Annotated in this window: 19 protein-coding genes and 1 tRNA gene; 7 read left to right on the top strand and 13 right to left on the bottom strand. The window is 62.0% G+C overall.

The window, feature by feature from the left end; all coding sequences use genetic code 11:
* Nucleotides 1-141: 141 nt before the first annotated feature.
* The 3 genes from FLP30_RS05000 to FLP30_RS04990 all read right to left on the bottom strand — a co-directional run bounded on the left by FLP30_RS05000 (nucleotide 142) and on the right by FLP30_RS04990 (nucleotide 3,228).
* Nucleotides 142-1,464 (bottom strand): chloride channel protein, encoded by a 1,323-nt coding sequence (locus FLP30_RS05000; protein ID WP_149278850.1) that lies wholly within the window; start codon nucleotides 1,462-1,464, stop codon nucleotides 142-144.
* A 93-nt stretch (nucleotides 1,465-1,557) separates the two neighbouring features.
* Entirely contained in the window at nucleotides 1,558-2,493 is a 936-nt protein-coding gene (locus FLP30_RS04995) for a glycosyltransferase (protein WP_149278849.1), read from the bottom strand.
* Between the two features lie 165 nt (nucleotides 2,494-2,658).
* The gene (locus tag FLP30_RS04990) at nucleotides 2,659-3,228 is read right to left on the bottom strand and encodes a DUF721 domain-containing protein (protein ID WP_210419344.1); all 570 of its coding nucleotides are present in this window, start codon (nucleotides 3,226-3,228) and stop codon (nucleotides 2,659-2,661) included.
* Nucleotides 3,229-3,238: 10 nt separating this feature from the next.
* On the opposite strand from FLP30_RS04990, the gene FLP30_RS04985 reads away from it, so the two are divergent.
* Together FLP30_RS04985 and hemH are read left to right on the top strand one after the other, a co-directional pair.
* A complete protein-coding gene (locus FLP30_RS04985; protein WP_210419313.1) occupies nucleotides 3,239-4,300 on the top strand; it encodes an A/G-specific adenine glycosylase in 1,062 nt (353 codons plus the stop codon).
* A gap of 69 nt (nucleotides 4,301-4,369) precedes the next feature.
* Nucleotides 4,370-5,425, top strand: coding sequence for a ferrochelatase (gene hemH / locus FLP30_RS04980; protein ID WP_149278847.1), 1,056 nt, complete (start codon nucleotides 4,370-4,372; stop codon nucleotides 5,423-5,425).
* A 23-nt stretch (nucleotides 5,426-5,448) separates the two neighbouring features.
* Here the strand turns inward: hemH and nth are convergent, their stop codons facing one another.
* Nucleotides 5,449-6,108, bottom strand: a complete 660-nt coding sequence (nth, locus tag FLP30_RS04975; RefSeq protein WP_246856624.1) for an endonuclease III — start codon at nucleotides 6,106-6,108, stop codon at nucleotides 5,449-5,451.
* A gap of 411 nt (nucleotides 6,109-6,519) precedes the next feature.
* Between nth and FLP30_RS04970 the strand changes: the two genes are divergently transcribed.
* The 3 genes from FLP30_RS04970 to FLP30_RS04960 all read left to right on the top strand — a co-directional run bounded on the left by FLP30_RS04970 (nucleotide 6,520) and on the right by FLP30_RS04960 (nucleotide 10,763).
* Nucleotides 6,520-8,313 carry an ABC transporter ATP-binding protein gene (locus tag FLP30_RS04970; protein WP_149278845.1) on the top strand — a complete coding sequence of 598 codons (1,794 nt, stop codon included), beginning with the start codon at nucleotides 6,520-6,522 and terminating at the stop codon, nucleotides 8,311-8,313.
* A 57-nt stretch (nucleotides 8,314-8,370) separates the two neighbouring features.
* Nucleotides 8,371-9,720: a lipopolysaccharide biosynthesis protein gene (locus FLP30_RS04965; protein WP_149278844.1), complete on the top strand. Its 1,350-nt coding sequence runs from the start codon at nucleotides 8,371-8,373 to the stop codon at nucleotides 9,718-9,720.
* A gap of 77 nt (nucleotides 9,721-9,797) precedes the next feature.
* Nucleotides 9,798-10,763 carry a sulfite exporter TauE/SafE family protein gene (locus tag FLP30_RS04960; RefSeq protein WP_149278843.1) on the top strand — a complete coding sequence of 322 codons (966 nt, stop codon included), beginning with the start codon at nucleotides 9,798-9,800 and terminating at the stop codon, nucleotides 10,761-10,763.
* A 163-nt stretch (nucleotides 10,764-10,926) separates the two neighbouring features.
* Here the strand turns inward: FLP30_RS04960 and FLP30_RS04955 are convergent, their stop codons facing one another.
* From FLP30_RS04955 to mnmE, 8 genes are all read right to left on the bottom strand, one after another.
* The gene (locus tag FLP30_RS04955) at nucleotides 10,927-12,381 is read right to left on the bottom strand and encodes a mannose-1-phosphate guanylyltransferase/mannose-6-phosphate isomerase (protein WP_149278842.1); all 1,455 of its coding nucleotides are present in this window, start codon (nucleotides 12,379-12,381) and stop codon (nucleotides 10,927-10,929) included.
* A gap of 334 nt (nucleotides 12,382-12,715) precedes the next feature.
* The gene (locus FLP30_RS04950; RefSeq protein WP_149278841.1) at nucleotides 12,716-13,003 is read right to left on the bottom strand and encodes a hypothetical protein; all 288 of its coding nucleotides are present in this window, start codon (nucleotides 13,001-13,003) and stop codon (nucleotides 12,716-12,718) included.
* A 631-nt stretch (nucleotides 13,004-13,634) separates the two neighbouring features.
* Nucleotides 13,635-13,710, bottom strand: a tRNA-Lys gene (locus FLP30_RS04945).
* A gap of 67 nt (nucleotides 13,711-13,777) precedes the next feature.
* Nucleotides 13,778-14,719, bottom strand: a complete 942-nt coding sequence (locus tag FLP30_RS04940; RefSeq protein WP_149278840.1) for a ParB/RepB/Spo0J family partition protein — start codon at nucleotides 14,717-14,719, stop codon at nucleotides 13,778-13,780.
* Nucleotides 14,716-15,507 carry a ParA family protein gene (locus FLP30_RS04935; RefSeq protein ID WP_149278839.1) on the bottom strand — a complete coding sequence of 264 codons (792 nt, stop codon included), beginning with the start codon at nucleotides 15,505-15,507 and terminating at the stop codon, nucleotides 14,716-14,718. Before FLP30_RS04935 ends, FLP30_RS04940 begins: the two co-directional genes overlap by 4 nt.
* Nucleotides 15,494-16,096: a 16S rRNA (guanine(527)-N(7))-methyltransferase RsmG gene (gene rsmG, locus FLP30_RS04930; RefSeq protein WP_149278838.1), complete on the bottom strand. Its 603-nt coding sequence runs from the start codon at nucleotides 16,094-16,096 to the stop codon at nucleotides 15,494-15,496. Before rsmG ends, FLP30_RS04935 begins: the two co-directional genes overlap by 14 nt.
* On the bottom strand, nucleotides 16,080-17,960 hold the full coding sequence (gene mnmG / locus FLP30_RS04925) for a tRNA uridine-5-carboxymethylaminomethyl(34) synthesis enzyme MnmG (protein ID WP_149280225.1): 1,881 nt from the start codon (nucleotides 17,958-17,960) through the stop codon (nucleotides 16,080-16,082). The genes rsmG and mnmG overlap by 17 nt, the downstream gene beginning before the upstream one ends.
* A gap of 24 nt (nucleotides 17,961-17,984) precedes the next feature.
* Nucleotides 17,985-19,235, bottom strand: a complete 1,251-nt coding sequence (gene mnmE, locus FLP30_RS04920; RefSeq protein ID WP_246856623.1) for a tRNA uridine-5-carboxymethylaminomethyl(34) synthesis GTPase MnmE — start codon at nucleotides 19,233-19,235, stop codon at nucleotides 17,985-17,987.
* A gap of 248 nt (nucleotides 19,236-19,483) precedes the next feature.
* Here mnmE and FLP30_RS04915 point away from each other — a divergent pair, with 248 nt between their 5' ends.
* Nucleotides 19,484-19,948 (top strand): methylated-DNA--[protein]-cysteine S-methyltransferase, encoded by a 465-nt coding sequence (locus FLP30_RS04915; RefSeq protein ID WP_149278836.1) that lies wholly within the window; start codon nucleotides 19,484-19,486, stop codon nucleotides 19,946-19,948.
* 136 nt (nucleotides 19,949-20,084) lie between these two features.
* On the opposite strand, the gene FLP30_RS14195 is transcribed toward FLP30_RS04915, so the two are convergent.
* On the bottom strand, nucleotides 20,085-21,146 hold the full coding sequence (locus FLP30_RS14195) for a hypothetical protein (protein ID WP_210419312.1): 1,062 nt from the start codon (nucleotides 21,144-21,146) through the stop codon (nucleotides 20,085-20,087).
* A gap of 279 nt (nucleotides 21,147-21,425) precedes the next feature.
* On the opposite strand from FLP30_RS14195, the gene FLP30_RS04905 reads away from it, so the two are divergent.
* Nucleotides 21,426-21,821, top strand: coding sequence for a hypothetical protein (locus tag FLP30_RS04905; RefSeq protein ID WP_149278835.1), 396 nt, complete (start codon nucleotides 21,426-21,428; stop codon nucleotides 21,819-21,821).
* Nucleotides 21,822-21,848 lie beyond the last annotated feature (27 nt).

Genomic DNA, 21,848 nt, shown 5'->3' with positions numbered 1-21,848 from the left:
CTCTGCCCTGAAACCCGGAAGGGACCACAGGCCCCTTCATCCCGATTATATTATGAAGAACAAATTTACAGAAAAAATAAAAAGTTTTTGGTAAAGCTTTTTCCAAAAAGCTTCAAAGACAACACCCATTATGGACGGATTTTACCGTATATCCGACGCCGCCCTTATCCGCAGGGCTTCATAAATCGGAGCCTCCCTCATCCCATCCGCCACAAACATGGCGGCAAAACTGCCTGACAGCAAAGGCAAAAGCAGGCTTGTGGCATTGGTCATTTCCGTTACCAGCACAATGCCCGTCAACGGTGCGCGGACAGAGCCCGCAAACATGGCTGCCATACCCACAATCACAAAAGGCCAGATATCACCAGCCAATGTCGAATTAAGAGCGTGGGCCATAGTACCACAACCAAGACCTGACAAAGCACCAAGAGCCAGCATGGGGGCAAACAGCCCCCCCGGTGTTGCCGCCGCATAGGACAGCGACCCGAACAAAAGCCGCATGACAAACAGGGCAGGAATGACCGTCCAGGCAAAGGTGCCATTCAGACAGGCCTGTGTCACCCAATCCCCACCCCCAACCAGATGGGGAGCCTGCCAGACCAGCACACCTGCCAGCAAACCAATCAGTGCCGCGCGGGTTTCCACACTCAGGGGCAGACGTTCCCCCAGTTGCAGGGTCAGCAACAGGGTGCGGTTGTACAGCACCGACAACAGACCAGTCGCCAGACCCGTCAGCAAAAACAGAAACTGTGTTGAAACATCAATAACAATCGGCGCATGAGGGGCCACGAAATCCGGGCTGCCCCCCAGCAGGAAATTGGCCACCAGAATGGCAGAGACCGATGCCCCAAGGGCCGAGCATGTCGTGCGGGCCTCAAACTTGCCGACCAGTTCTTCCAGCACAAAAATGGCTCCGGCACCGGGCGCATTGAATGCCGTGGCCAGACCAGCCCCGGCCCCAGCCGCCAGCAAGGCCCGACAGTCTGCCGCCCCCAGCCGCAGCGCACGCCCGATGGCATGGGCCGCTGTGGCCCCCATCTGCACACTTGGGCCTTCACGCCCCAGCGCCAGCCCACCCCCAATGGCCAGCAGCCCTCCCACAAACTTAACAGGAATAAGCCAGACCGTGGCGGCTCTGGCAGACCCCGCCAGCACGGCCTCAACATGCGGGATGCCACTGCCCGACGCCAGCGGGGCTAAACGCTTGACCATCAACGCCGCGACAAAGGATGTCAGGCTGACAGCCACAACCAGCAGAATACCCGCCGGAAAACCATGCAGCGTATGCACCGCCAGCGCCGTACGCAGTGTATCAGCCTGCTCCAGCATCAGCCGGAACACCCCGCAGATCCCGCCCGCCACCAGCCCGACAAGGATCGACACCAGTGACAGAACCGTCAGCCCGCATTGGTGTTGGGTAGGTCTGGCCGACTGCGCACGTGTGGGGGAACTTGGGTCTGACATGGGCTTCCGTTCATGGGGCAACTGTCCCCACAGTGTCAGAAGATGCCAGCCAGCACCACCGGGGCAGGCTACAGGGCTGTGTTTTTTAGACCGTCAGCCGATACGGAAGGTCTTCGGGTTATAGCGGGGGTTGATGCGGTGTTCCTCCCCGGCAAGGTTATAATATGTCAGGGTTGCGGCCGGGTCGAACCGGACAGCTTTCTGGGCGGCCAGATGGATAATCCCGACAGGAGCATGCGGGTAAAAACTGTCCCGAAACAGCTTCTGCCTGTCATCATAAACAGGCTGTTCCGTATAGTTGCAGAATACGGGCATTCTTTGCAGGGCAAGCCCGTCCACACCACACACCAGCGCCATGGCCAGACCGTCGGAAGTAAAGGGCCTGCCTTTTTTAAGAATGACATCCTGCCATGCGCGCATCCGCTGCCAGTGCGGGGCGGTACGTTGCAGGGCGTAAACACCTGCGTTCAGGTCCGGGCAGCGGCTCATTGTTTTTATAACGGACAGGGGCAGATGGGCGTGATAGGCCGCCTTGAAGTTAAAAGACCGATAAACCGGCACAAGCCCCAGATACCAGCGCACAGGCAGGCTGTCCCGATACCGGTGCCAGGAGCCGACAACCGCCAGCGCCCCTTCCGCCGCAGCCCCCACAAGGTAGCTTATGGCGGTCCAGTCCTGCACCCATGTGTCGGCATCCAGAAACACCAGCAGGTCATATTCGGGGAAAATGACATCGAGCCACAGCTTGCCCAGATTGACGGTCAGGGCTTTGCGTTTGGCAATGGCTTTTTCTATGCGCGGGGTCTGATTTTCAAACTTGCGGACAAGGCAGTTCTGACCGGCCAGAATATCTTTCTGTTCTTCCGTCAGCCCTGCATCAATCACGCCAATGGGCTGGTCTTTCCCCTGCGGGTGCTGCCGGATTGATAAAACCAGTTCCAGCATCAGCGGAAAATAAGCAGCATCCGCCCCTGTGACAAGCAGGGTGGAAGCAGATGCCTGTGTGCTGTCACCGAGTGTATCGTTCATTTCCAAAACCATGACCCATAATGCAATGATCGGGCTTTATACCATGAAAAAGCCCGAAGGCGGCACAAGGCCGCAGCCTGTTGTACTTTTGGAGTTTTGCCGTTCAGGCTGTGTTTTCGGGCAGAACCATCATCCCATACAGCCAGACCCCACTGCCTGAAACACTCAGCGACTGCCCTGCGGCCCCCTGGACCCGCCCCGTGCCAACGGGCGGCGCTGCTGGGCCTGCTCCTGCCCGATCCCTGTGCCCAGTGCCTCCAACGCCGAACGCAGCGGACCTTCTGGCAGGTGTGACAGGGTGCAGGGGGGGACCTCCACACGGTGCGGGCGGGGCTGGAGCATACTGGTGCCCGCAGTGGGGTCCTGCACAAAACGTAGCCGTGCAACCAGAGATTCACCACTCCAGGTGTTGATACGGGCAACAAGCATTTCAGCCCGGTGCTGCAATTCCATAGCCACGGGACCACGGCAGGCAATGGTCAGGGTTCCTGCCGACAGTTTGCGCGGTGTGCTCTGCGCGGCAATGGCGGGACCGACCACATCGGCCCAGCAGGCCAGAAGCCGCGCCCCTGTGGGGGAACGACGGCGAAAGGCCGGGGCCGTCACATTGGGCAATAACGCAGCCAGGCTCCGCGCCGCCCAGGCCCTGCGGGGCGGGGGGGGCTGCTCCTCCGCCGGGCGGGCACTGCCCGCTGCCTTGCGCCCCGGCTTGCCCGCTGCGGGTTCCTTCGCCATAACTGCCTCCGTGATCATACCTTCCGCCCCTGCCCTGCTTGCCTGGTACGACAGACACCGCCGCACATTGCCGTGGCGGGCACAGGCGGGACAGGTGGCAGACCCCTACCATGTCTGGCTGAGTGAAATCATGCTCCAGCAGACTACGGTCAAGGCTGTCATACCCTATTATCAGGCTTTTCTGGAACGCTTTCCCACCATCGAGGCTCTGGCCCAGGCTGAGCGGGACAGCGTGCTGGCCGCCTGGGCGGGGCTTGGCTATTATTCCCGCGCGCGCAACCTGCATGCCTGCGCGCAGGCTGTTGCCGAGCGGGGCGGCTTTCCGCAGGATGTCGCGGGGCTGAAAACGCTGCCCGGCATTGGGGCCTATACTGCCGCAGCTGTTGCAGCCATTGCCTTTGGGGTGCCCGTGGTGCCGGTGGATGGCAATGTGGAACGCATTACCGCGCGCCTGTCCAATACCCACGAGCCACTCCCCGCCGCCCGCCCCCTTCTGTCCCGGCTGGCGGCGGAACTGAACACACAGCCCCAGGCTCAGGCCCGCCCGTCGGATTTTGCACAGGCCCTGTTTGACCTCGGGGCCTCGCTCTGCTCCCCCCGCACGCCCGCCTGCGGACTGTGCCCCTGGCAGGAGAGTTGCGCAGCCCATGCGGCGGGTACCGCCGCCGAGCTACCCCGCAAGGCCCCCAAGGCGGTGCGGCCAACCCGCCATGGCGTGCATTTTCTGGCCATGGACAGTGCCGGGCAGGTGCTGCTGCGCCGCCGCCCCGACACCGGCCTGCTGGCCGCCATGACCGAACTGCCCGGCACCGACTGGCGGCCCACCCCCTGGGCCGAGGCCGAAGCCCTGGCCCATGCGCCCGCCCCGGCAGCATGGCGCGTGGCGGGTCCGGTGCGGCATGTGTTTACGCATTTTACGCTGGAACTGGTTGTTTATGCAGGCCAGGTGCCACAGTTTTCCAACCAGCAGGTGGCGGAGGGGTTTTTGCTGCCCCCCGCCCAGGCCCGCAAAGCCGCCCTGCCCTCGGTCATGCTCAAATGTCTCGCCACCGGGTTGAAGGCACTGGCATGATGCGCGCCACAACACGCGCCAACCACCCTGCCCCATGGGGGCCAGCACGACAGACGGACAGGATTTTGCATGGTTTTTGATCACGTTCCGCCACACGCCCCGCACCCGCAGCCCCACACCGCAGGTACCACGGAGCGCACAGGCATTGCCCTGGTCAATCTGGGCACCCCGGATGACACCAGCTATGGCGCGGTCCGCCGCTACCTGTCAGAATTTCTGTCCGACCGGCGCGTGATCGAGGCCAGCCCCCTGTTCTGGCAGCCCATTCTGCAAGGGGTGGTGCTGTCCACCCGCCCCGCTGCCAGTGGCAAGGCCTATCGCCGGATCTGGAACCGCACGCATGACGAAAGCCCCCTGCGCACCATAACCCGCCAGCAGGCAGAGGCTCTGGCAGAACGTATGGCCCCCTCCGGCGTGGCGGTGGCATGGGGCATGCGTTATGGCTCCCCCTCGTTGGAAGATGCCATCCGCAGCCTGCTGCAACAGGGCTGCTCGCGTATTCTGTGCATGCCGCTTTACCCGCAGTACAGCGCCACCACCACAGCAACCGCAAACGACCACGCCTTTCGCACCCTGATGCGGCTGCGTAACCAGCCTGCCCTGCGCACGCTGCCGCCGTTTCCTGATGACCCGGCCTTTATTGCCGCACTGGCCGACAGTGTCCGGGCCGCACAGGCGCAGGCCGAGCAGCCATTCCAGAAAATTGTGGCGTCCTTCCACGGACTGCCACAGGCCTATGTACAAAAAGGCGACCACTACCCCGCCGACTGCCAGCGCACCGTGCAGGCCCTGCGGGAGGCTCTGGGCATGGATGAAACCACCCTGCCGCTGACATACCAATCCCGCTTTGGGCCTGCCAAATGGCTGGAACCCTATACAGCCCCCTTTATTGAGGCCCTGCCCGCACAGGGGATTACGCGCATTGCCGTCATTACCCCCGGTTTCATGGCGGACTGTCTGGAAACGCTGGACGAAATCGGCAACGAAGTGCGTGAAGGGTTTGAACATGCAGGCGGAGAGTCCTTCACCCTCATCCCCTGTCTGAACAACAGCCCCGGCGGGATTGACCTGCTGGAAACCCTGGCACGGCGCGAACTGGCTGGCTGGCTGCCCGAACCGGGCTGATACACCCCCGCCAGAACCAGCCCCTATGCCCTGCGGGCCGTGGGCCGCGGCGGGCTGGTCTTGGCGGGAAACAGGCAGACATCCCGCGCCACACAACGCCAGCACTCAGGCTTGCGCGCCTTGCAGACATAACGCCCCTGCAAGATCATCCAGTGGTGGGACTCACACTTCATATCCTGGGGAATACGCTGCTCCAGCGCCTTTTCCACTGCCACCACGCTGCTGCCCCGGCCCAGCCCGGAGCGGTTGGCAAGGCGGAAGACATGCGTATCCACCGGCACGGTCGGCTGGCCAAAGGCAACACTCAGCACCACATTGGCTGTCTTGCGGCCCACCCCGGCAAGCTGCTCCAACGCCTCGCGCGTGTCGGGCACCTGCCCGCCATGCAGGGCCAGAAGCTGGCGCGACAGTTCCACCACATTATGAGCCTTGGCCCGCCATAACCCGATGGTGCGGATAAGCGCACCCACGCCATCCTCCCCCAAGGCCACCATGGCCTGCGGTGTGGGGGCTGCGGCAAACAAGCCCGGTGTAACCTTGTTGACCGAGGCATCCGTCGCCTGGGCGGACAGGACCACAGCCACCAGCAGGCTGAAGGTGCCGGTATAATGCAGCTCAGTCTTAGCATCGGGCCAGGCGCTGGCCAGATCACGCAGAAACTGCACAACCTCGGCGGGTTTCATATTTCTGGGCGCGACGGCCGATGGTCCGTCGTCAGTGCGGGGTTTGGATGTTCGGGCTGACGGAGCTGTCTTTTTGGGCTCCGCTGGCTTGCGTCTGGGCCGGGGTGGCAGGCTGCCATCGGGCTGCACCGCATCCGGCGCTGGCAGTGCTTCTGCCCCAGTCGCCTGTGCTGCTGGCCTGCGGCGCGACACGGGGCGGGCTGGTGCGACCGGGGGGACGGCCTTTTTCTGCCGGGGTTTGGTGGGCATGCAACAGTCCTGATACTGGGCCAAAGGGCGCGCCGAGCGCGAAGACAGCGGCATTGTCGTAGATGGGCCGTATTTGCACAACCACCCCCCTTCACGATACACAGGGCGGCATACTCGATCGGCGCGACCGCGCTTTCCCCCACTGATCCGGCAGGTCCGTTCATGTCCCCTCCCCCCTCCGCCGAGGCTGGCGCCGCGCGGAAAGCTTCGCTGTTTCTTGACGTCCTGCGTTTTGTCATCGGGCAATGGCGGGCCTTTCCCGCCCCGCTGGCCGTAACCCTTGTGGGGGCGCTGGCCTCCACCGTGGCGGAGGTTCTGCTGCCTGTGGTCGCAGGCCAACTGGTGCAGGATGTCACCCAGCCTGCGGCCTCCACCGCACTGATCCATGAAGCCCTGTGGATGCTGGCTGCCATGGCCGCCTGCGGTCTGGCCAGTATTCTGGCCAAGCGGGCGGCGTATCTGGGCATTACCCGGCTGACAACACAGGTCATGCAGAAGATCGGGGCCGAGGCCTTTGCCCATGTGCAGCGCCTGTCGGCAGAATGGCATGCCAGCACCTTTGCCGGGTCCACCGTGCGGCGCCTGACACGCGGCATGTGGGCGCTGGACATGCTGGATGACACGCTGCTGCTGATGCTGCTGCCCGAAGCCTGCATGCTGCTGCTGACCACACTGGTGCTGGGCTGGCACTGGCCCGCCATGGGGGCGCTACTGGGGGGGCTTTCGGTCCTGTTCATGCTGCTGTCCTGCACCCTGACCCTGCGCTACGTGGCCCCCACGGCGCAGGCCGCCAATGCCGCCGACAGCAAGGTGGGCGCGGCTCTGGCCGATGCCATTACCTGCAATGCCGTGGTCAAGGCCTTTGGCGCGGAAACGCGGGAGGAAACCCGACTGGCCAGCACCCTGGCCAACTGGCGGCAGGCCACCGTGCGCATGTGGGTGCGCGGCACCGACAGCGCCAATATCCAGGCCACTGCCGTGCTGGGCATGCGTATGGCACTGGCGGGCGGGGCTGTGTGGCTGTGGCTGAAAGGCCGGGCCGGGCCGGGGGATGTTGCCTATGTGCTGACCATGACCTTTCTGGTGCAGGGCTACCTGCGTGAAATTGGCCAGCAGGTGTCGGTTGTGCAGCGCTCGGTCAACGAAATGGAGGAGCTGCTGCTGCTCTGGCGCACCCCTCTGTCAGTGCCCGAACCTGCCCGGCCTGTGCCGCTGCATATTACACGGGGGGAAATCTGTTTTTCCCACATCACCTTCCGTTATCCGGGGCAGGAACGCACCATTTTTGAGGACCTGACCCTGACCCTGGCCCCCGGCAGCCGGGTGGGGCTGGTCGGGCCGTCCGGCTCGGGCAAATCGACCCTGACACGTCTGCTGCAACGCCTGTATGTGCCCCAGTCCGGCACGGTGCTGGTGGATGGGGTGGATATTGCCCAGGTCAGCCCTCCGGCCCTGCGTGCCCAGATCGCCCTTGTCCCGCAGGAGCCGATCCTGTTCCACCGCACTCTGGCCGAAAACATTGCCTACGGCCGCCCCGGTGCCACGCAGGAACAGATCGAACACGCAGCAAAGCTTGCCAACGCGGCAGAGTTTATTGACCGCCTGCCCGATGGCTACAACACGCTTGTTGGGGAACGCGGCATCAAACTGTCCGGCGGGGAGCGCCAGCGCGTAGCCATGGCCCGCGCCTTTGTGGCTGACGCGCCCATTCTGGTGCTGGACGAAGCCACTGCCAGCCTGGACTCCCACTCCGAAGCGCTGGTGCAGCAGGCCATGGAGCGGCTGATGCAGGGCCGCACCGTGCTGGTTGTGGCGCACCGGCTGTCCACCGTTGTGGGGCTGGACCGGATTGTCGTGTTTGAACACGGCCGCATTGTGGAGGACGGCACCCATGCAGACCTGGTCAGCAAGGATGGCGGGCTTTACCAGCGGCTCTGTGCGCTGCAAAACCTCTGACCCCACGCGCACCATGCCTTTTATGACAGCCACCACCCCAAGCCGGAGCCACACACCATGAGGCGGAGGGAGACAACACCTTTCTCCCGCATTATGGGCAACACCTCCATTATCATTGCCGGGCGTATCCTTAACGCCGTTTGCAGTTTCATCTTCATCCCATGGACGGTGCAAAGCATCGGGCTGACAGCCTTTGGCCAGTTTCTGCTGGTGACAGCCTATGTCATCCTTGTCTCTGACATCACGCACCTGCAATCGTGGCAGCCGCTGCTGCATTATGGCTCGGCCCCTTTCCGCGCGGGGGAGGAGCGCAAGTTTCACACTGTTCTGGCCTTTTGCATCCGGGCTGATTTTCTAAGCGGTTTTGTGGGCATGGTGGTCGGCCTTGGGGGGATTGCCCTGTTTGGCACACTGCTGGGCTGGCCCCCCTCGCTCCGCCCCCTTGCGGCCTGCTGCGCGCTGACAATCCTGTTCATGAACACGGGCTGGTCGGTCGGTGTCATGCGGTTGCTCAACATGTTCCGCCTGTCCACCATGGTGGAATGCACAGGCACCTGCGTGCGGACACTGGGCTGCTTTATCGGCTATTACTATCACCTGAGTATGGGCTACTTTCTGGCAGTGTGGAGCATGACGCAGCTTGCGCTGTTTATCTGCTACACCGGGGCAGGTCTGGTCCTGATCCACCGGGCCATGCGCACGCCTTTTCCGTGGAAAGAGCTTTTTCTGCCCTCGGAGCGTATCCATGGGATCTGGCGGTTTACGCTGGGCACGAGTGTGAGCCAGATCCTGGATTCCTGCTTCAAACAGGCCTCCACCCTGCTCGTGGGGGCAAGCCTTGGCGCGGCCGATGCTGCGATTTTCCGCGTTGCCAACCAGATTACCTCAGCCCTGGCGCGGCCTGCCACGTTGCTGATCCCCAGCCTGTACCCCGAGTTCATCCGCCTGCGGGACAGCGAGGACTGGCCCGCCTTCCGCCGTACCGTGCTGCATATCATGCGTACAATCGGGCTGGTATCGGTCGTGGCTCTGGTGGTGTCCTTTACGCTGGGTGAACATATCCTGACCTATATGCTGCACCACCCCTGCCCCGGTGGGGCCATGATCATGGGTATTCTGACCATCAGCGCCCTGCTGGACATTGCCATTACCCCGCTGGAACCACTGCTGACGGTGCTGGGCAATGTCTCCTATGTCCTGCGGGCCAAGGGGGTGGCACTGGTGCTGTATGCCCCGGCTCTGGCGGGGCTGACCTATGCCATGGGGGTTAACGGGTCTGCCATTGCCAGTGTTCTGGCATCGTCCATCATGTTCATACTCTGTGCGCGCAAGGCCGCACGGGTGTTTGCCCATACCCGCGCCCTGGCCCGGCAGACCACGCCCACCCCCACGCCCCCAACGGCCTGACCCCGCGCTTTCACGCTGGCAGAGGGCAGCGGAGCGTGGAATGATGCTGCGCCCTGTCCTTTTGGAAAAACCACCCCATGCTGCTTGTGCCTCTGGTCTTTCTGGTTGCCCTGTTCGCCTTTACCATCAGTGCGGTTTCGGGCGGAGGGGCCGGGCTGGTACTTATGCCTCTGCTGGGGCTGTTCCTGCGGCCCGAACAGGTGCCTGCCGCCCTGTCCATAGGCACGGCTGTCAGTTCCATTGGCCGGGTGAGCACGTTCTTTAAAGCCATACGCTGGCAGGTTGTCTGCCGTTTTGTGCCACTGGCCCTGCCCGCGGCTTGGCTGGGAGTCTGGATGCTCAGCCTGATGCCGCCTGTCTACCTTGACCTGCTGCTGGGGCTGTTCCTGCTGAGCAACCTGCCCCTGCTGTTACGACGGCGCGACCATACGGCCACCCTGCGGCCGTTGTCCCCCGCCCTGCTCCCTGCCATGGGGGCTGCTGCGGGGTTTATTTCCGGTTTTAATGGTGCGGTGGGGCTGCTGTTCAACACCGCTTACCACCGGCTGGGCCTGAAGAAGGAAGAAATTGTGGCCACACGGGCCGCCAACGACGTGCTGCTCCATATTACCAAGGTCGGGCTGTATTGCAGCTATGGCCTTGTCACGCAGCAGGTCGCGCTAGTGGGTGGGCTTGTTGCGCTGGCGGCTGTTGGCTCGCTGTTTTCTGTCCGCCCCCTGCTGAACAGGCTGCATGACAGTGTCTTCCACCGGATTGGCCATGCCAGCGCCTGTGCCGCTGGGGTGGCCATGGTGCTGCTGGCTGGGAACCAGGTAGTGCGGCAAGACCATGTACAGCTTGGCTACACAGCAGACACGACCAGAACAGAAACGCTGGTGACATGGCGGAGCCACCGTTTTTCCATTGAACTGGAACACGCTGACCTTGAGTTAAAGCATTCTCACCCGCACGAAAGCCATCTGAGACCGGAAATTGCTATTGCTGTGCTTCATATTTCCGCAAAAAAAGGTATTTACACAACCCACAGGCTGGCACGTGGGTAAGCGTTTACCTTCAACCCAAAACACTCAGATAATATCAAAAGTTTTTGGTAAAGCTTTTTTCAAAAAGCTTTAAAAACAAGAGAACAGCCAACAAACAGGGCCACGCTCTACACGACTGGCAAAACCCTGCCCTCCCCCAGTGCTGGCGGAGGGCTAGGCCCCATCAGTTCCGGGCGTAATCGTCCTGAATACGCACAATGTCATCTTCCCCCAGATAGGGGCCAGACTGCACCTCGATCAGGGTCAGGGGAATACGGCCGGGATTTTCAAGCCGGTGTACCGCCCCCAGAGGCAGGTAAATGCTTTCGTTCTCGCGCACCATAATCTGCTCCGCATCGCGCGTGACAATGGCCGTGCCTTCCACCACCACCCAATGCTCGGCACGGTGGAAATGCTTTTGCAGCGATAGCTTCTGCCCCGGCTCCACGACAATGCGCTTTACCTGGAAGCGATCGCCCTGGATCAGACTTTCATAGAAACCCCAGGGACGATAGATCCGGTTATGCCGCACAGCCTCGGGCCGCCCTGCGGCAGTCAGCCGGGCCACCATGGCTTTGACATCCTGCGCGCGGTCACGGTGCGCGACCATGACGGCATCGTTCGTGACCACCACAATCAGGTCTTCCACCCCGGTGACCGTCGCAACGCTGCTGTCCGAGCGGACATAGCAGTTGCGGGCACCGTCGAGAAAAACATCACCCGACACGGCATTGCCGTCAGCGTCCTTGGGGGTCAGTTCCCACAGGGCATCCCAGCTTCCAATATCCGACCAGCCAAAGCTGCCGGGCACAACAGCCGCAAGGTCTGTACGCTCCGCCACAGCATAGTCGATCGAGATGTCGGGCGAGCGCTTGAAAGCATCCTCCGCCAGACGTTCAAAATCCATATCGGTGGAACGGCCTGCTACGGCCTCGCTGACACAGGCGTGTACGGTGGGTTCAAACCGGGCGACCTCGCTCAGGATCGTGCTGGCCTGCACCACAAACATGCCCGAGTTCCACAGGTTACGGTCATCCTGCACCAAGGCCGCCGCACGGTCTGCATCAGGTTTTTCCAGGAACTGCGCCACGTGGTACGCGCCTTCAATCCCCTCAATGGCAGCGCCACGCTGGATATAGCCGTACCCTGTTTCTGGCTTGGTGGGCTTCATACCAAAGGTCACAACATGGCCCGTGGCTGCGGCCTGCACCGCAATGGTCAGCGCCTGCGCCAGGGCAGCCTCGTCCTGAATGGCAGCATCGGCGGCCATGACCCACATGATAGCGTCGGGGTTTTCCTCGGCAATCAGCAGGGCCGCGGCGGTAATGGCTGGGGCGGAGTTACGCCCCGCAGGCTCCAGCACGATCCGGGCGTCCGTTACCCCAACTTCGCGCAGTTGCTCGGCAATAATAAAGCGATGTTCCGTATTACACACCACAATCGGCCGCCCGACCCCACCGGCCATACCCCGCAGCACGGTTTCCTGCAGGAGTGTCCTGTCAGACAGAAGCGGCCAGAACTGCTTGGGAAAGCTCTTGCGTGACACGGGCCACAGCCTGCTGCCCGACCCGCCAGACAGGATGACAGGAACAACTACGCTGCCTGTAACGGGGGCATGGAGAGACTGATTTTTGGGCATCGTTATGCTTTGGCCTGATGGATGAATCACAAGTCGCGGGAGAGGTTAGCAAAAAAAAACCGGACCAAGTAGGCGCTTGCCGCCCCTTTGTGGTTTTTCTTAGCCCATGCCCCACACACCTGCCATGGCCTGAATGTGTTTTCAAACCCCGTAGCCAAAAGGTGATCATGCTGGAAACCAGCCTGCCACGGTGGTTTTCCGCCCCGCCGCTATGCCTATGGTACATAGCCTGCCCTTAGGCATGGAAGCTGAGTAACGGCGGTTTCATGGTCGTCAAAAACAATACCCCGGAACTGACATGACCAATTCCGGGGTATTGAAAACGGATGCCCCTTTACTGCGGGGTGTCGGGGTATTTCACTTTGACATGTTCAGTCACGCCCCCGTCCCACACACCGCCCTGAGTTGTATCGGGGGTTTGGGGGTGTTCCACCTTGACATGAGTGCTGACAACACCGGCATCCCAGATGCCGCCTTGTGTTGTATCCGGTGTTTGCGGGTGTTCCACTTTGACATGAGTGCTGACCATTCCAGCATCCCAGACACCGGCCTGGGCAGCCTGCGCTGCCTGACTGCCAACCAACCCGAGAATGGCGGCGCATACAAAGGCTGTATTTCGCATGATATCTGCTCCTGTGTCATAAAACTGTAACAGTATTTATTACTGTTTTGTGACACATCAAGCTTGATCGTCTAAAACTTATTATAATTACAGTCAGTTTACTTTTATGCGCCGCTGTATTCGCAGAATTTTTCTTTTTTGTTCAGGTAGTTAAAAGACTGCATTTCTCCAATCTGGCTTCCCCCATGGCTGCGTTGCCGCAGGCACATGGTTACCTGCACTGAGCGGGGCTTACACAAAGTGGGGCCAGGAAAATGCCCTCTTCATCACGGTCAAGGAGCCTGTAGCCTCTTCCCGGGTGCAGGAAGAAAGCCCCCTCAGCACCCTCAGTTGTGGGATATAGAATGGTTTTTACAGGACGGCAGAACAATGCCGGGAACCTGAACCCGCCCCATGCCGCCGTAATGACAGATTGCAGAGAAACGCCAGAACGGGCCCCAACGGCCTTATGTGCTGGCCAGCCCCGTCCAGCCTTTATGGCGACAAGGATCACGCCAGTCTCTGACCCGAAAATGCGCTGATCTATTCTACTGGATCGGTCGGATTGCGGCACAAACAGACCAACAAAACGCAGAAAAGCAGGGCCTGAACCCTGCTCCCGACTAAACCACCAGAAACTTTTAAGAAAGTTTGGTGGGCGCACAAGGACTCGAACCTTGGACCCGCTGATTAAGAGTCAGCTGCTCTACCAACTGAGCTATGCGCCCTTACAGCCTGTTCGGCTGAAGTGAGTGGCTTGTAACACTCCTTTCAGCCGATGACAAGCCTGAATTTTCAGCTTTTTAACAACGCCAGAACGGCATCAAGCTGGTCGAGGCTTTTGTACTGAATTTCCAGCGACCCACCCTTGGCTCCGTCAAACCGCACGGCCACCTTAAGGCCCAGCTTGTTCCGCAGGTCACGCTCAAGGGCCGCTATTTCAGGGTCCGGCAGAACGCGCTGCGCCGGGTTGGGGGCACCCTCTTTCTGGCTCAGGGCTTTTTGCACCAAAGCTTCCGTCTGCCTGACTGACAGCCCCTTGGTCATGACCTCCACCGCCGCCGCAACTGGGTCTGGGTGGGCCAGCAGGGCACGGGCGTGCCCTGCAGAGAGCGTGCCTTTTTTCAGCTCCGCCCGCACCATGGGCGGCAGGCGCAAGAGCCGCAGCATATTGGCCACATGCGGGCGCGACTTGCCAATGGCTTTGGCAAGCTCCTCCTGCGTCAGGCTGTGGTCTTCCAACAGGCGGCTAAAACCTTCGGCTTCTTCCACCGGGTTCAGGTCAGCCCGCTGGAGGTTTTCCACCAGAGCCGCCACCATGGCGTCGGTTTCGTCCAGATCACGCACATGCACAGGCACGGTATGGCACTGGGCAAGCTGGGCGGCCCGCCAGCGGCGTTCTCCGGCAATAATCTGGTACTGCCCTGGCACATCCGGGTTGGGGCGCACCAGAATGGGCTGCAACACGCCGCGCTCACGAATGGAATCCGCCAACTCTTGCAAGGCTGTGGGTTCCATGTCCTGCCGGGGCTGGAACGGTCCGGGCTCCAGAGCCTCGACCGGCAGGCTGCCAACACCCTCCCTGGGGCGATCAGCCTGAGGGGACGTTGCCGGGTCGGAGGGGGAAACAGCGGAAGGCTGGGTCAACGCGGGGGAAACCCCGGTCTCGCCCAGCAGCGCCGCCAGCCCCCGCCCCAGCCGGGGCCGGGACGCGGATTTGCGCGAATGCTCGCTCATGCTGTTCTCCTCTTCACCTCATCGGCCAGAGCCTGGTATGCGGTCGCGCCGCTGGCTCTGGGATCGTACATCATGACCGGCTGGCCGTGGCTCTGCGCTTCGGAAATACGGATGTTGCGTGGGATAACCGTTTCCAGCACATCGTCCTTGAAAAAGCTGCGGGCATCAGCCGCAACCAGTTCCGACAAATTATTGCGCTTGTCATACATGGTCAGCACAACGCCAGCCATCCGCAGGGCGGGGTTCAGGCTTTTGCTGACACGGCCAATGGTCTTGATCAGGTGGCCCAGCCCTTCCAGCGCAAAAAACTCACACTGCAGGGGGGCCAGCACACCATCGGCCGCCACAAGGGCGTTCAGTGTCAGCAGGCCAAGGCTGGGGGGACAGTCGATGATGACATAATCAGCTTTATCAGCCAGCGGAGCCAGAGCGGCCCGCAGGCGGGTTTCGCGCTCCTGGGCATCCACCAGTTCAATCTCGGCCCCGACCAGTTCGGTATTGGCCGCAATGACCGACAGGTTATCCGTCTCGGTCGGCTGGAGCAGATCCTGCACGGGTTTTTCCTGCATCAGCAGCGCATATGACCCACCCTTGCGGGCGTCGTAGCCTATGCCCACCCCGGTGGAAGCATTGCCCTGTGGGTCCAGGTCAACCAGCACGACCTTGGCACCGCCCAGTGCAAGGGCCGCTGCCAGATTGATGGCGGTTGTGGTCTTGCCCACGCCGCCCTTCTGGTTGGCCACCGCCAGGATGCGGCATGTCTTTGCGTTCTGTTCAGGTTTCGACACGATTAAAATGACTCACTTTCAAAATCACACCATCGGAAGACGTCTGACTGGCAAAGGACTGCACATCCATCCGCCAGGCCTGTTCCGCCTCCCTTATTTCCTGACCGGCCTGCTGCCCTTTCAAGAACAGACAGACCCCACCGGGCGCCAACAGCGGAAAGGCCCAGTCCAGCAACTTGCCCAACGGGGCCAGTGCCCGCGCCGTAACCACCGGGGCTGGGGCAACCTCGGCCTGTTCCAGGCGGCTGCACACCACCGTCAGATCAGCCTGGGTTGCGCGGGCGGCTTCACGCAGGAAGGTGGCCTTCCTCTGATCGGCCTCGATCAGCACGCCGGGAATACCCGTGGCAATCCCCACCACCACGCCGGGAAACCCGCCGCCGGACCCCATGTCGATAAAGCGCCCGTGCCCTTGTAACAAAGGAACCAGTTGCAGACTATCCAGAATGTGGCGGTCCCACAGCCTGTCCATATCCTTGGGGGACACAAGGTTGATCCGGCTGTTCCACTTTTGCAGAAGGGCTGCAAAGACCTCCAGCCGCTCCTGTGTTTCACGTGAAACAGAGGCTGTTTCAAGCTGTGTGGGCATGTGCCTTTTCCTTCTTGATATAGGCCAGCACCGCCATCAGGGCCGACGGGGTCATGCCCGGTATCCGCTGGGCTGCGCTAAAGTTTTCTGGCCGGGCAGCCTCCAGCCGTTCACGCATTTCCGTGCTCAAGCCACCAATGGCGGCAAAATCCATCCCTGTGGGAAAGCGGATTTCCGTCTCGGCTTCCAACTGGCGGATCTCACGCTGCTGGCGTGTCAGATACCCGCTATAGCGGGCCTCGGTCATGACATGGCGGCGGGCGCGTTCGGGGGCGTCCATAAACCAGGGGGCCAGAGTAGCCAGTGTCGCGTCCTCCACCCCACAGGCCAGAACATCCAGCAGGCTACGGCGGCGGCCATCCTGCGCCACGCGTACCCCGGCCCGGCTCAGCTCCTGCGGTTGCCAGCCCTGTTCCTCTGCACGCTGCTGGAGCTGAGTAATGGCGGCCACGTCACGCTCAAACACAGCACGGCGTTCCGCCCCGACACAGCCCCATTCCAGCCCCAGCGCAGTCAGGCGCATATCGGCATTGTCGGCCCGCAGGGTCAGTCGATATTCCGCACGGGAGGTAAACATACGGTACGGCTCACTGACACCCTGTGTTGTCAGGTCATCAATCATCACCCCAGTATAGGCACGCCCACGGTCCAGACTGACAGCCGCCTGCCCGCCTGCCCGCCGGGCTGCGTTAACACCGGCCACAAGCCCCTGGGCTCCGGCTTCCTCATACCCTGTGGTGCCGTTGATCTGCCCGGCCAGAAACAGGCCGGGGCATTGCCGCAGTTCCAGACTAGCCGACAGCTCCCGCGGGTCCACATAGTCATATTCCACCGCGTAGCCATACTGGGCAATCACGGCCTGCTCCAACCCTGGGATGGAATGGATCATGGCATCCTGCGCCATGGCGGGCAGGCTGGTGGAAATGCCATTGGGGTACACCAGATGCCCACCTTCATGCTCTGGCAGGGCTTCGGGTTCGAGAAAAATCTGGTGGCTGGCCTTGTCGGCAAAGCGCACAACCTTGTCTTCAATCGACGGGCAGTAGCGTGGCCCCCGGCCAGAAATAGCGCCACCATACACCGCCGACAGGTGCAGATGCTCACGGATAATAGCGTGCGTGCGCTCGGTCGTGGCGGTAATGCCGCAGGCCACTTGCCGGTTGGTGATCTGCCCTGTCAGACGGCTGAAAGGCTCAGGCGTGGCATCGCCCTCGTCCCGCCCCAGCGCAGCCCAGTCGATACTGGTGCTGACAAGCCGGGCTGGAGTGCCCGTCTTCAACCGCCCCATCCGCAGCCCCAACCCACGCAGGCGCTTGGCCAGCAGCACCGACGGTCCTTCCCCCACGCGGCCAGCGGGGGTGCTGTCGTGGCCGACATGGATAACACCGTCCAGAAATGTTCCGGTGGTCAGCACCACAGCCCCGGTTGCCCACTGCCGCCCGTCCTCTGTCACAACGCCTTGCACGAAGCCCTGAGCATCGCAGACCAGATCGGCTGCTGCCCCTTCCACCACATCAAGGTTGGGCTGTTCGGCCAGCAGGTCCTGCACGGCCTTGCGGTACAACTGCCTGTCGGCCTGGGCACGCGGCCCCTGCACGGCTGGCCCCTTGGAACGATTGAGCAGTTTGAAATGAATACCCGCGCGGTCAGCCGCACGCGCCATGAGACCATCCAGCGCATCAATTTCACGCACCAGATGCCCCTTGCCGATGCCGCCGATTGCCGGGTTGCAGGACATGGCCCCCACCGTGGCCTTGCGGTGTGTCAGCAACAGTGTCCTGGCCCCACACCGTGCAGCAGCCGCTGCGGCCTCGCACCCGGCATGGCCACCACCTACCACAATCACATCATAAGACCCGTGCATGACCGTACCTTTATCCTGCCCCATCTACTTTCCTATACAGAACTGGCCGAATATCGCATCCAGCAGTTCCTCCACGCCCACCTGCCCGGTCAGACGCCCCAATGCGCGCATGGCCAGGCGCAATTCCTCACCCCGCAGTTCTGGCCAGTCCTGCTGCATGGCCCGCTCCAGACAGGCGCAGGCATCCCGCACCCCGGCCCCATGCCGCGCCCTTGTCAGCAATGGCACCCCGCTGGACGATGCCGTCAGAGCCAGAGCCCGCTGCTCCAGCACGGCATGCAGCGCAGGCAGCCCCTGCCCCGTCAACAGGCTGACAGGCACAACATCGCACCCTGCCACACTTGCGGGCAGCGCCCCGACATCGGCCTTGTTGCCCACCAGCACGGCCCCGTCAAACACGCTATCCGGGGGGGAGCCTACGGGAAACATCTGAATAACACAGTCCGCCTGTTTCACGTGAAACAAAGCCCGCCGCACGCCTTCGGCCTCAATCGCATCGTCCGTGTCACGCAGGCCGGCGGTGTCCACAAAGGTAACACGTACCCCGGCCAATGTGCCCACAATTTCCAACGCGTCGCGCGTTGTCCCTGCCACGGGGGAAACAATGGCCGCATCACGCTGGGCCAGCCAGTTAAGCAGGCTCGACTTGCCCGCATTAGGCGGACCAATAATGGCAAACACCATACCGTGCCGAATACGCTCGCCCTTCTGCCCGTCCTGCATGTGGTGGTGCATTTCGTCCATCAGGGCGGCAATGTCGGAGCGGATACCGTCTTCCACCTCGGGGGGTAGGTCTTCATCGGGGAAGTCTATCAGGGCTTCCTGCCAGGCCAGCACCTGCTTGAGCCGTTCAGCCCAGCCGGTATAGACACGGCTTAACGCGCCATCGGCCTGCGCCAGAGCCTGCCTGCGCTGGCTTTCGGTTTCGGCCGCCACGAGGTCAGCCACCCCCTCGGCCTCAATCAGATCCATCCGCCCGTTCTGGAACGCGCGGCGTGTAAATTCCCCAGCCTCCGCCGGGCGCGCACCGTGGGCCACCAGTGCCGCCGATACCGCGCGGATAATGGCCGGGCCTGCATGCAGGTGCAGTTCAAACCCGTCCTCCCCCGTGTAGCTGCGGGGGCCGGGAAACCACAGGACCAGAGCTTCATCCAGCACACTGTCCTGCGTACTGGCATTCTGCCAGAGCTTGCGTAATGCAGCCTGCCGGGCTTTGGGCAGTGCCCCGCACATCTGCCCCAGAATACGCGCACTGTCTGGCCCGCTCACCCGCATGACCGCTATGGCAGCGCGCTCCACCCCACTGGAGAGCGCAAAAATCGTGTCTTCCCCCTGATAGCCCACGGTATGCGGCCTCCCCCTGCTTGTTGGTCCTGTGTGCTGGCTGAGGCTGTCTTAATGCAGTTTCCCCCGCGAACGTAGGCTTAAAAAATGATAAGACAGACCAAGCCCAGCGGGCAGACCCTGCGGGGTCTGCCGCATTGCTGTTTGTCTGCCCTGCTCAGTCAGAAGGTTATTTGTCCATGCCCCAGCTTTCCCTCCACTCCCCCCTTGGGGACCTGACCCTGTCGGAAGAAGATGGAGCCATTCTTGCGCTCGACTGGGGCTGGGGCCGCGACCAGACCGAGACCCCCCTGCTCTGCCAGGCGCGTGACTGGCTGGACCAGTGGTTTGACGCCCCCACAACCCTGGGGGAATTCCCCGTACCGCTGACCCCCTTTGGCACCCCGTACCAAAAGCGGGTGTGGGACGCGCTGCGTACCATCCCGGTGGGAACAACCGTCACCTATGCCGAACTGGCTGCCCAGTGTGGCGGCAGCGCCCAGTCGATCGGGCAGGCAGTCGGGCGCAACCCTATCCCCATTATCATCCCATGCCACCGCGTTGTGGCGCGCCATGGGCTTGGGGGCTATTCCGGCTGGGGCGGTGTTGAGGACAAAGCCTGGCTGCTGGCGCTGGAAGGGGCCATTCCCGCGCGCGAGGCATGACCACAACCTTGCAGACCATTCAACAGAATAGAGTGAAGGGACTTTCGACCCTTCCAGATCACAGGGCCGAGCCCTGAAAAAAAAGGGGCGCCCCAATCAAGGCGCCCCCTTTTCTCTGCTCCCGTTATGGCCCCATTCAGGGCATCCGGCAGGTCTGTGTTACGGCGTCAAACACCAGACCGGAACTGCACGCAATTGGCAGCGACATGTTGGAATTGATGTTGGAGGGAGACTGCGCCGCCGGTGTTCCCAGCCGCCCCGACACAGGATACCCAGCTGAGTCCTGAGCCTGCGGTTGAGTATACACTCCCGCAGCCGGGTATGTAGCGGATGTGTCAGCATTGATGCTGCTGCCAATGGTCATACCCAGAGCCGAGCCGAACATGAAGGGCGCGGACCACCCCCACCCCCAGCCCGCCCAGTATGGGCTGACAGCATAATCCCCAGCCCAGTCCCCATAGCCCCAGCCGTAGGACGGGTAATTCCAACCGCCATAATAGTCCGAACCCCACCAGCCGACGAATGGAGAATATGGACCCCAGAAACCGGGCCTGCCGCCACCGGGGCCATTAACCCATGCCGACGGCCCCCAGCCGCCACCGCCATAAAAAACATGACCGCCGCCGCCCGGACCGGGGCCACCCCCACCGTTGCTCCAACGTCCATCTGCCAGATAACCGGGCCGCCCGCCGCCACCCGGACCACCCGGACCGCCTCCGGGACGAAAGCCGCCACCGCCGGGACCAAAACCACCGCCCTGTGGGCCACCGCCGCCGCCAAAGCCGCCCGGCCCTCCACCGGGGCGGAAGCCGCCACCGCCGGGACCAAAACCACCGCCCTGTGGACCACCGCCGCCACCAAAGCCGCCCGGTCCGCCTCCGGGGCGGAAACCGCCACCACCGGGACCAAAACCGCCGCCCTGTGGACCACCACCGCCGCCAAAGCCGCCCGGTCCTCCACCGGGGCGGAAGCCACCACTGCCGGGACCAAACCCACCGCCCTGTGGGCCGCCGCCGCCGCCAAAGCCGCCCGGTCCACCTCCGGGACCGCCGCCGCCCCCAAAACCACCACCAGGACCGCCACCGGGTCCACCACCACCACCTGGGTGCGCGTAGCTTGTGTCAGGCACTGTCGCGCAGGCCATGCCCACTGCCAGCACCATGCCAAGCCCCAGCCTGACCCGCGTTTTCATTGTCATGATCGTGCCTTTCCCTGTGTCGGTCTTTGCGAAAACCGCAGCCTGTCCACCGGGCAGGCCAGCATGCGCCATACTGCCCTTTTCCCTATAGATGGGAAGCAGGGCTCAGCTTGTCCATAGACCGTGAAAATGGCAGGAATCCTAGGACTCCTGTCGATTCACGTTGCATTAAGAGCATATCAGGTATACATTAATCAGGACGGAGGATGCGAAAGGCAGCACAAGTAACGCTAGCCACTTTTGCCCCCTAACCTTACAGAATTAGGAGGCCGTGACAAAATGGTATGGAAAAAAACAACCCTGATATCCCTGTGGCTGATGGCGCTTAGCCTGGCCATTTGCTCCACATTTATTTTCATTGCCTGCGGGCTGAAATTTTCAACCTTCCATTCGGGGTTGAATGTTGGATATCAGGAGTTCACCAACACCACACGGCTGTCCCAGTACCTGTGGCAGTCCCTGCCTGAATCCAAAAACTGGAGCGACTATGCCCTGTCGCTCCCCGGTCTTGCCGCTGTGCTGGGTTTTATAACCAGCATTGCGCTGGGGTCCTTCTCCGCCCTGCGGCTGGAGGAATTAAGCCACAGCCAGCGTGCTGACCGTATGGCCGACATGCACCGCTGGGAAGCCCTGCTGGTGGGCCAGCACAGCACAACCGTAACAGAACGCGCCTGAAGAGCGGGGGCTTTCCTTTCCATCAGG

This window comes from Acetobacter vaccinii, assembly GCF_008365315.1.
GTDB classification, from domain to species: domain Bacteria; phylum Pseudomonadota; class Alphaproteobacteria; order Acetobacterales; family Acetobacteraceae; genus Acetobacter; species Acetobacter vaccinii.
This window is presented reverse-complemented; position numbering and strand designations above follow the sequence as displayed.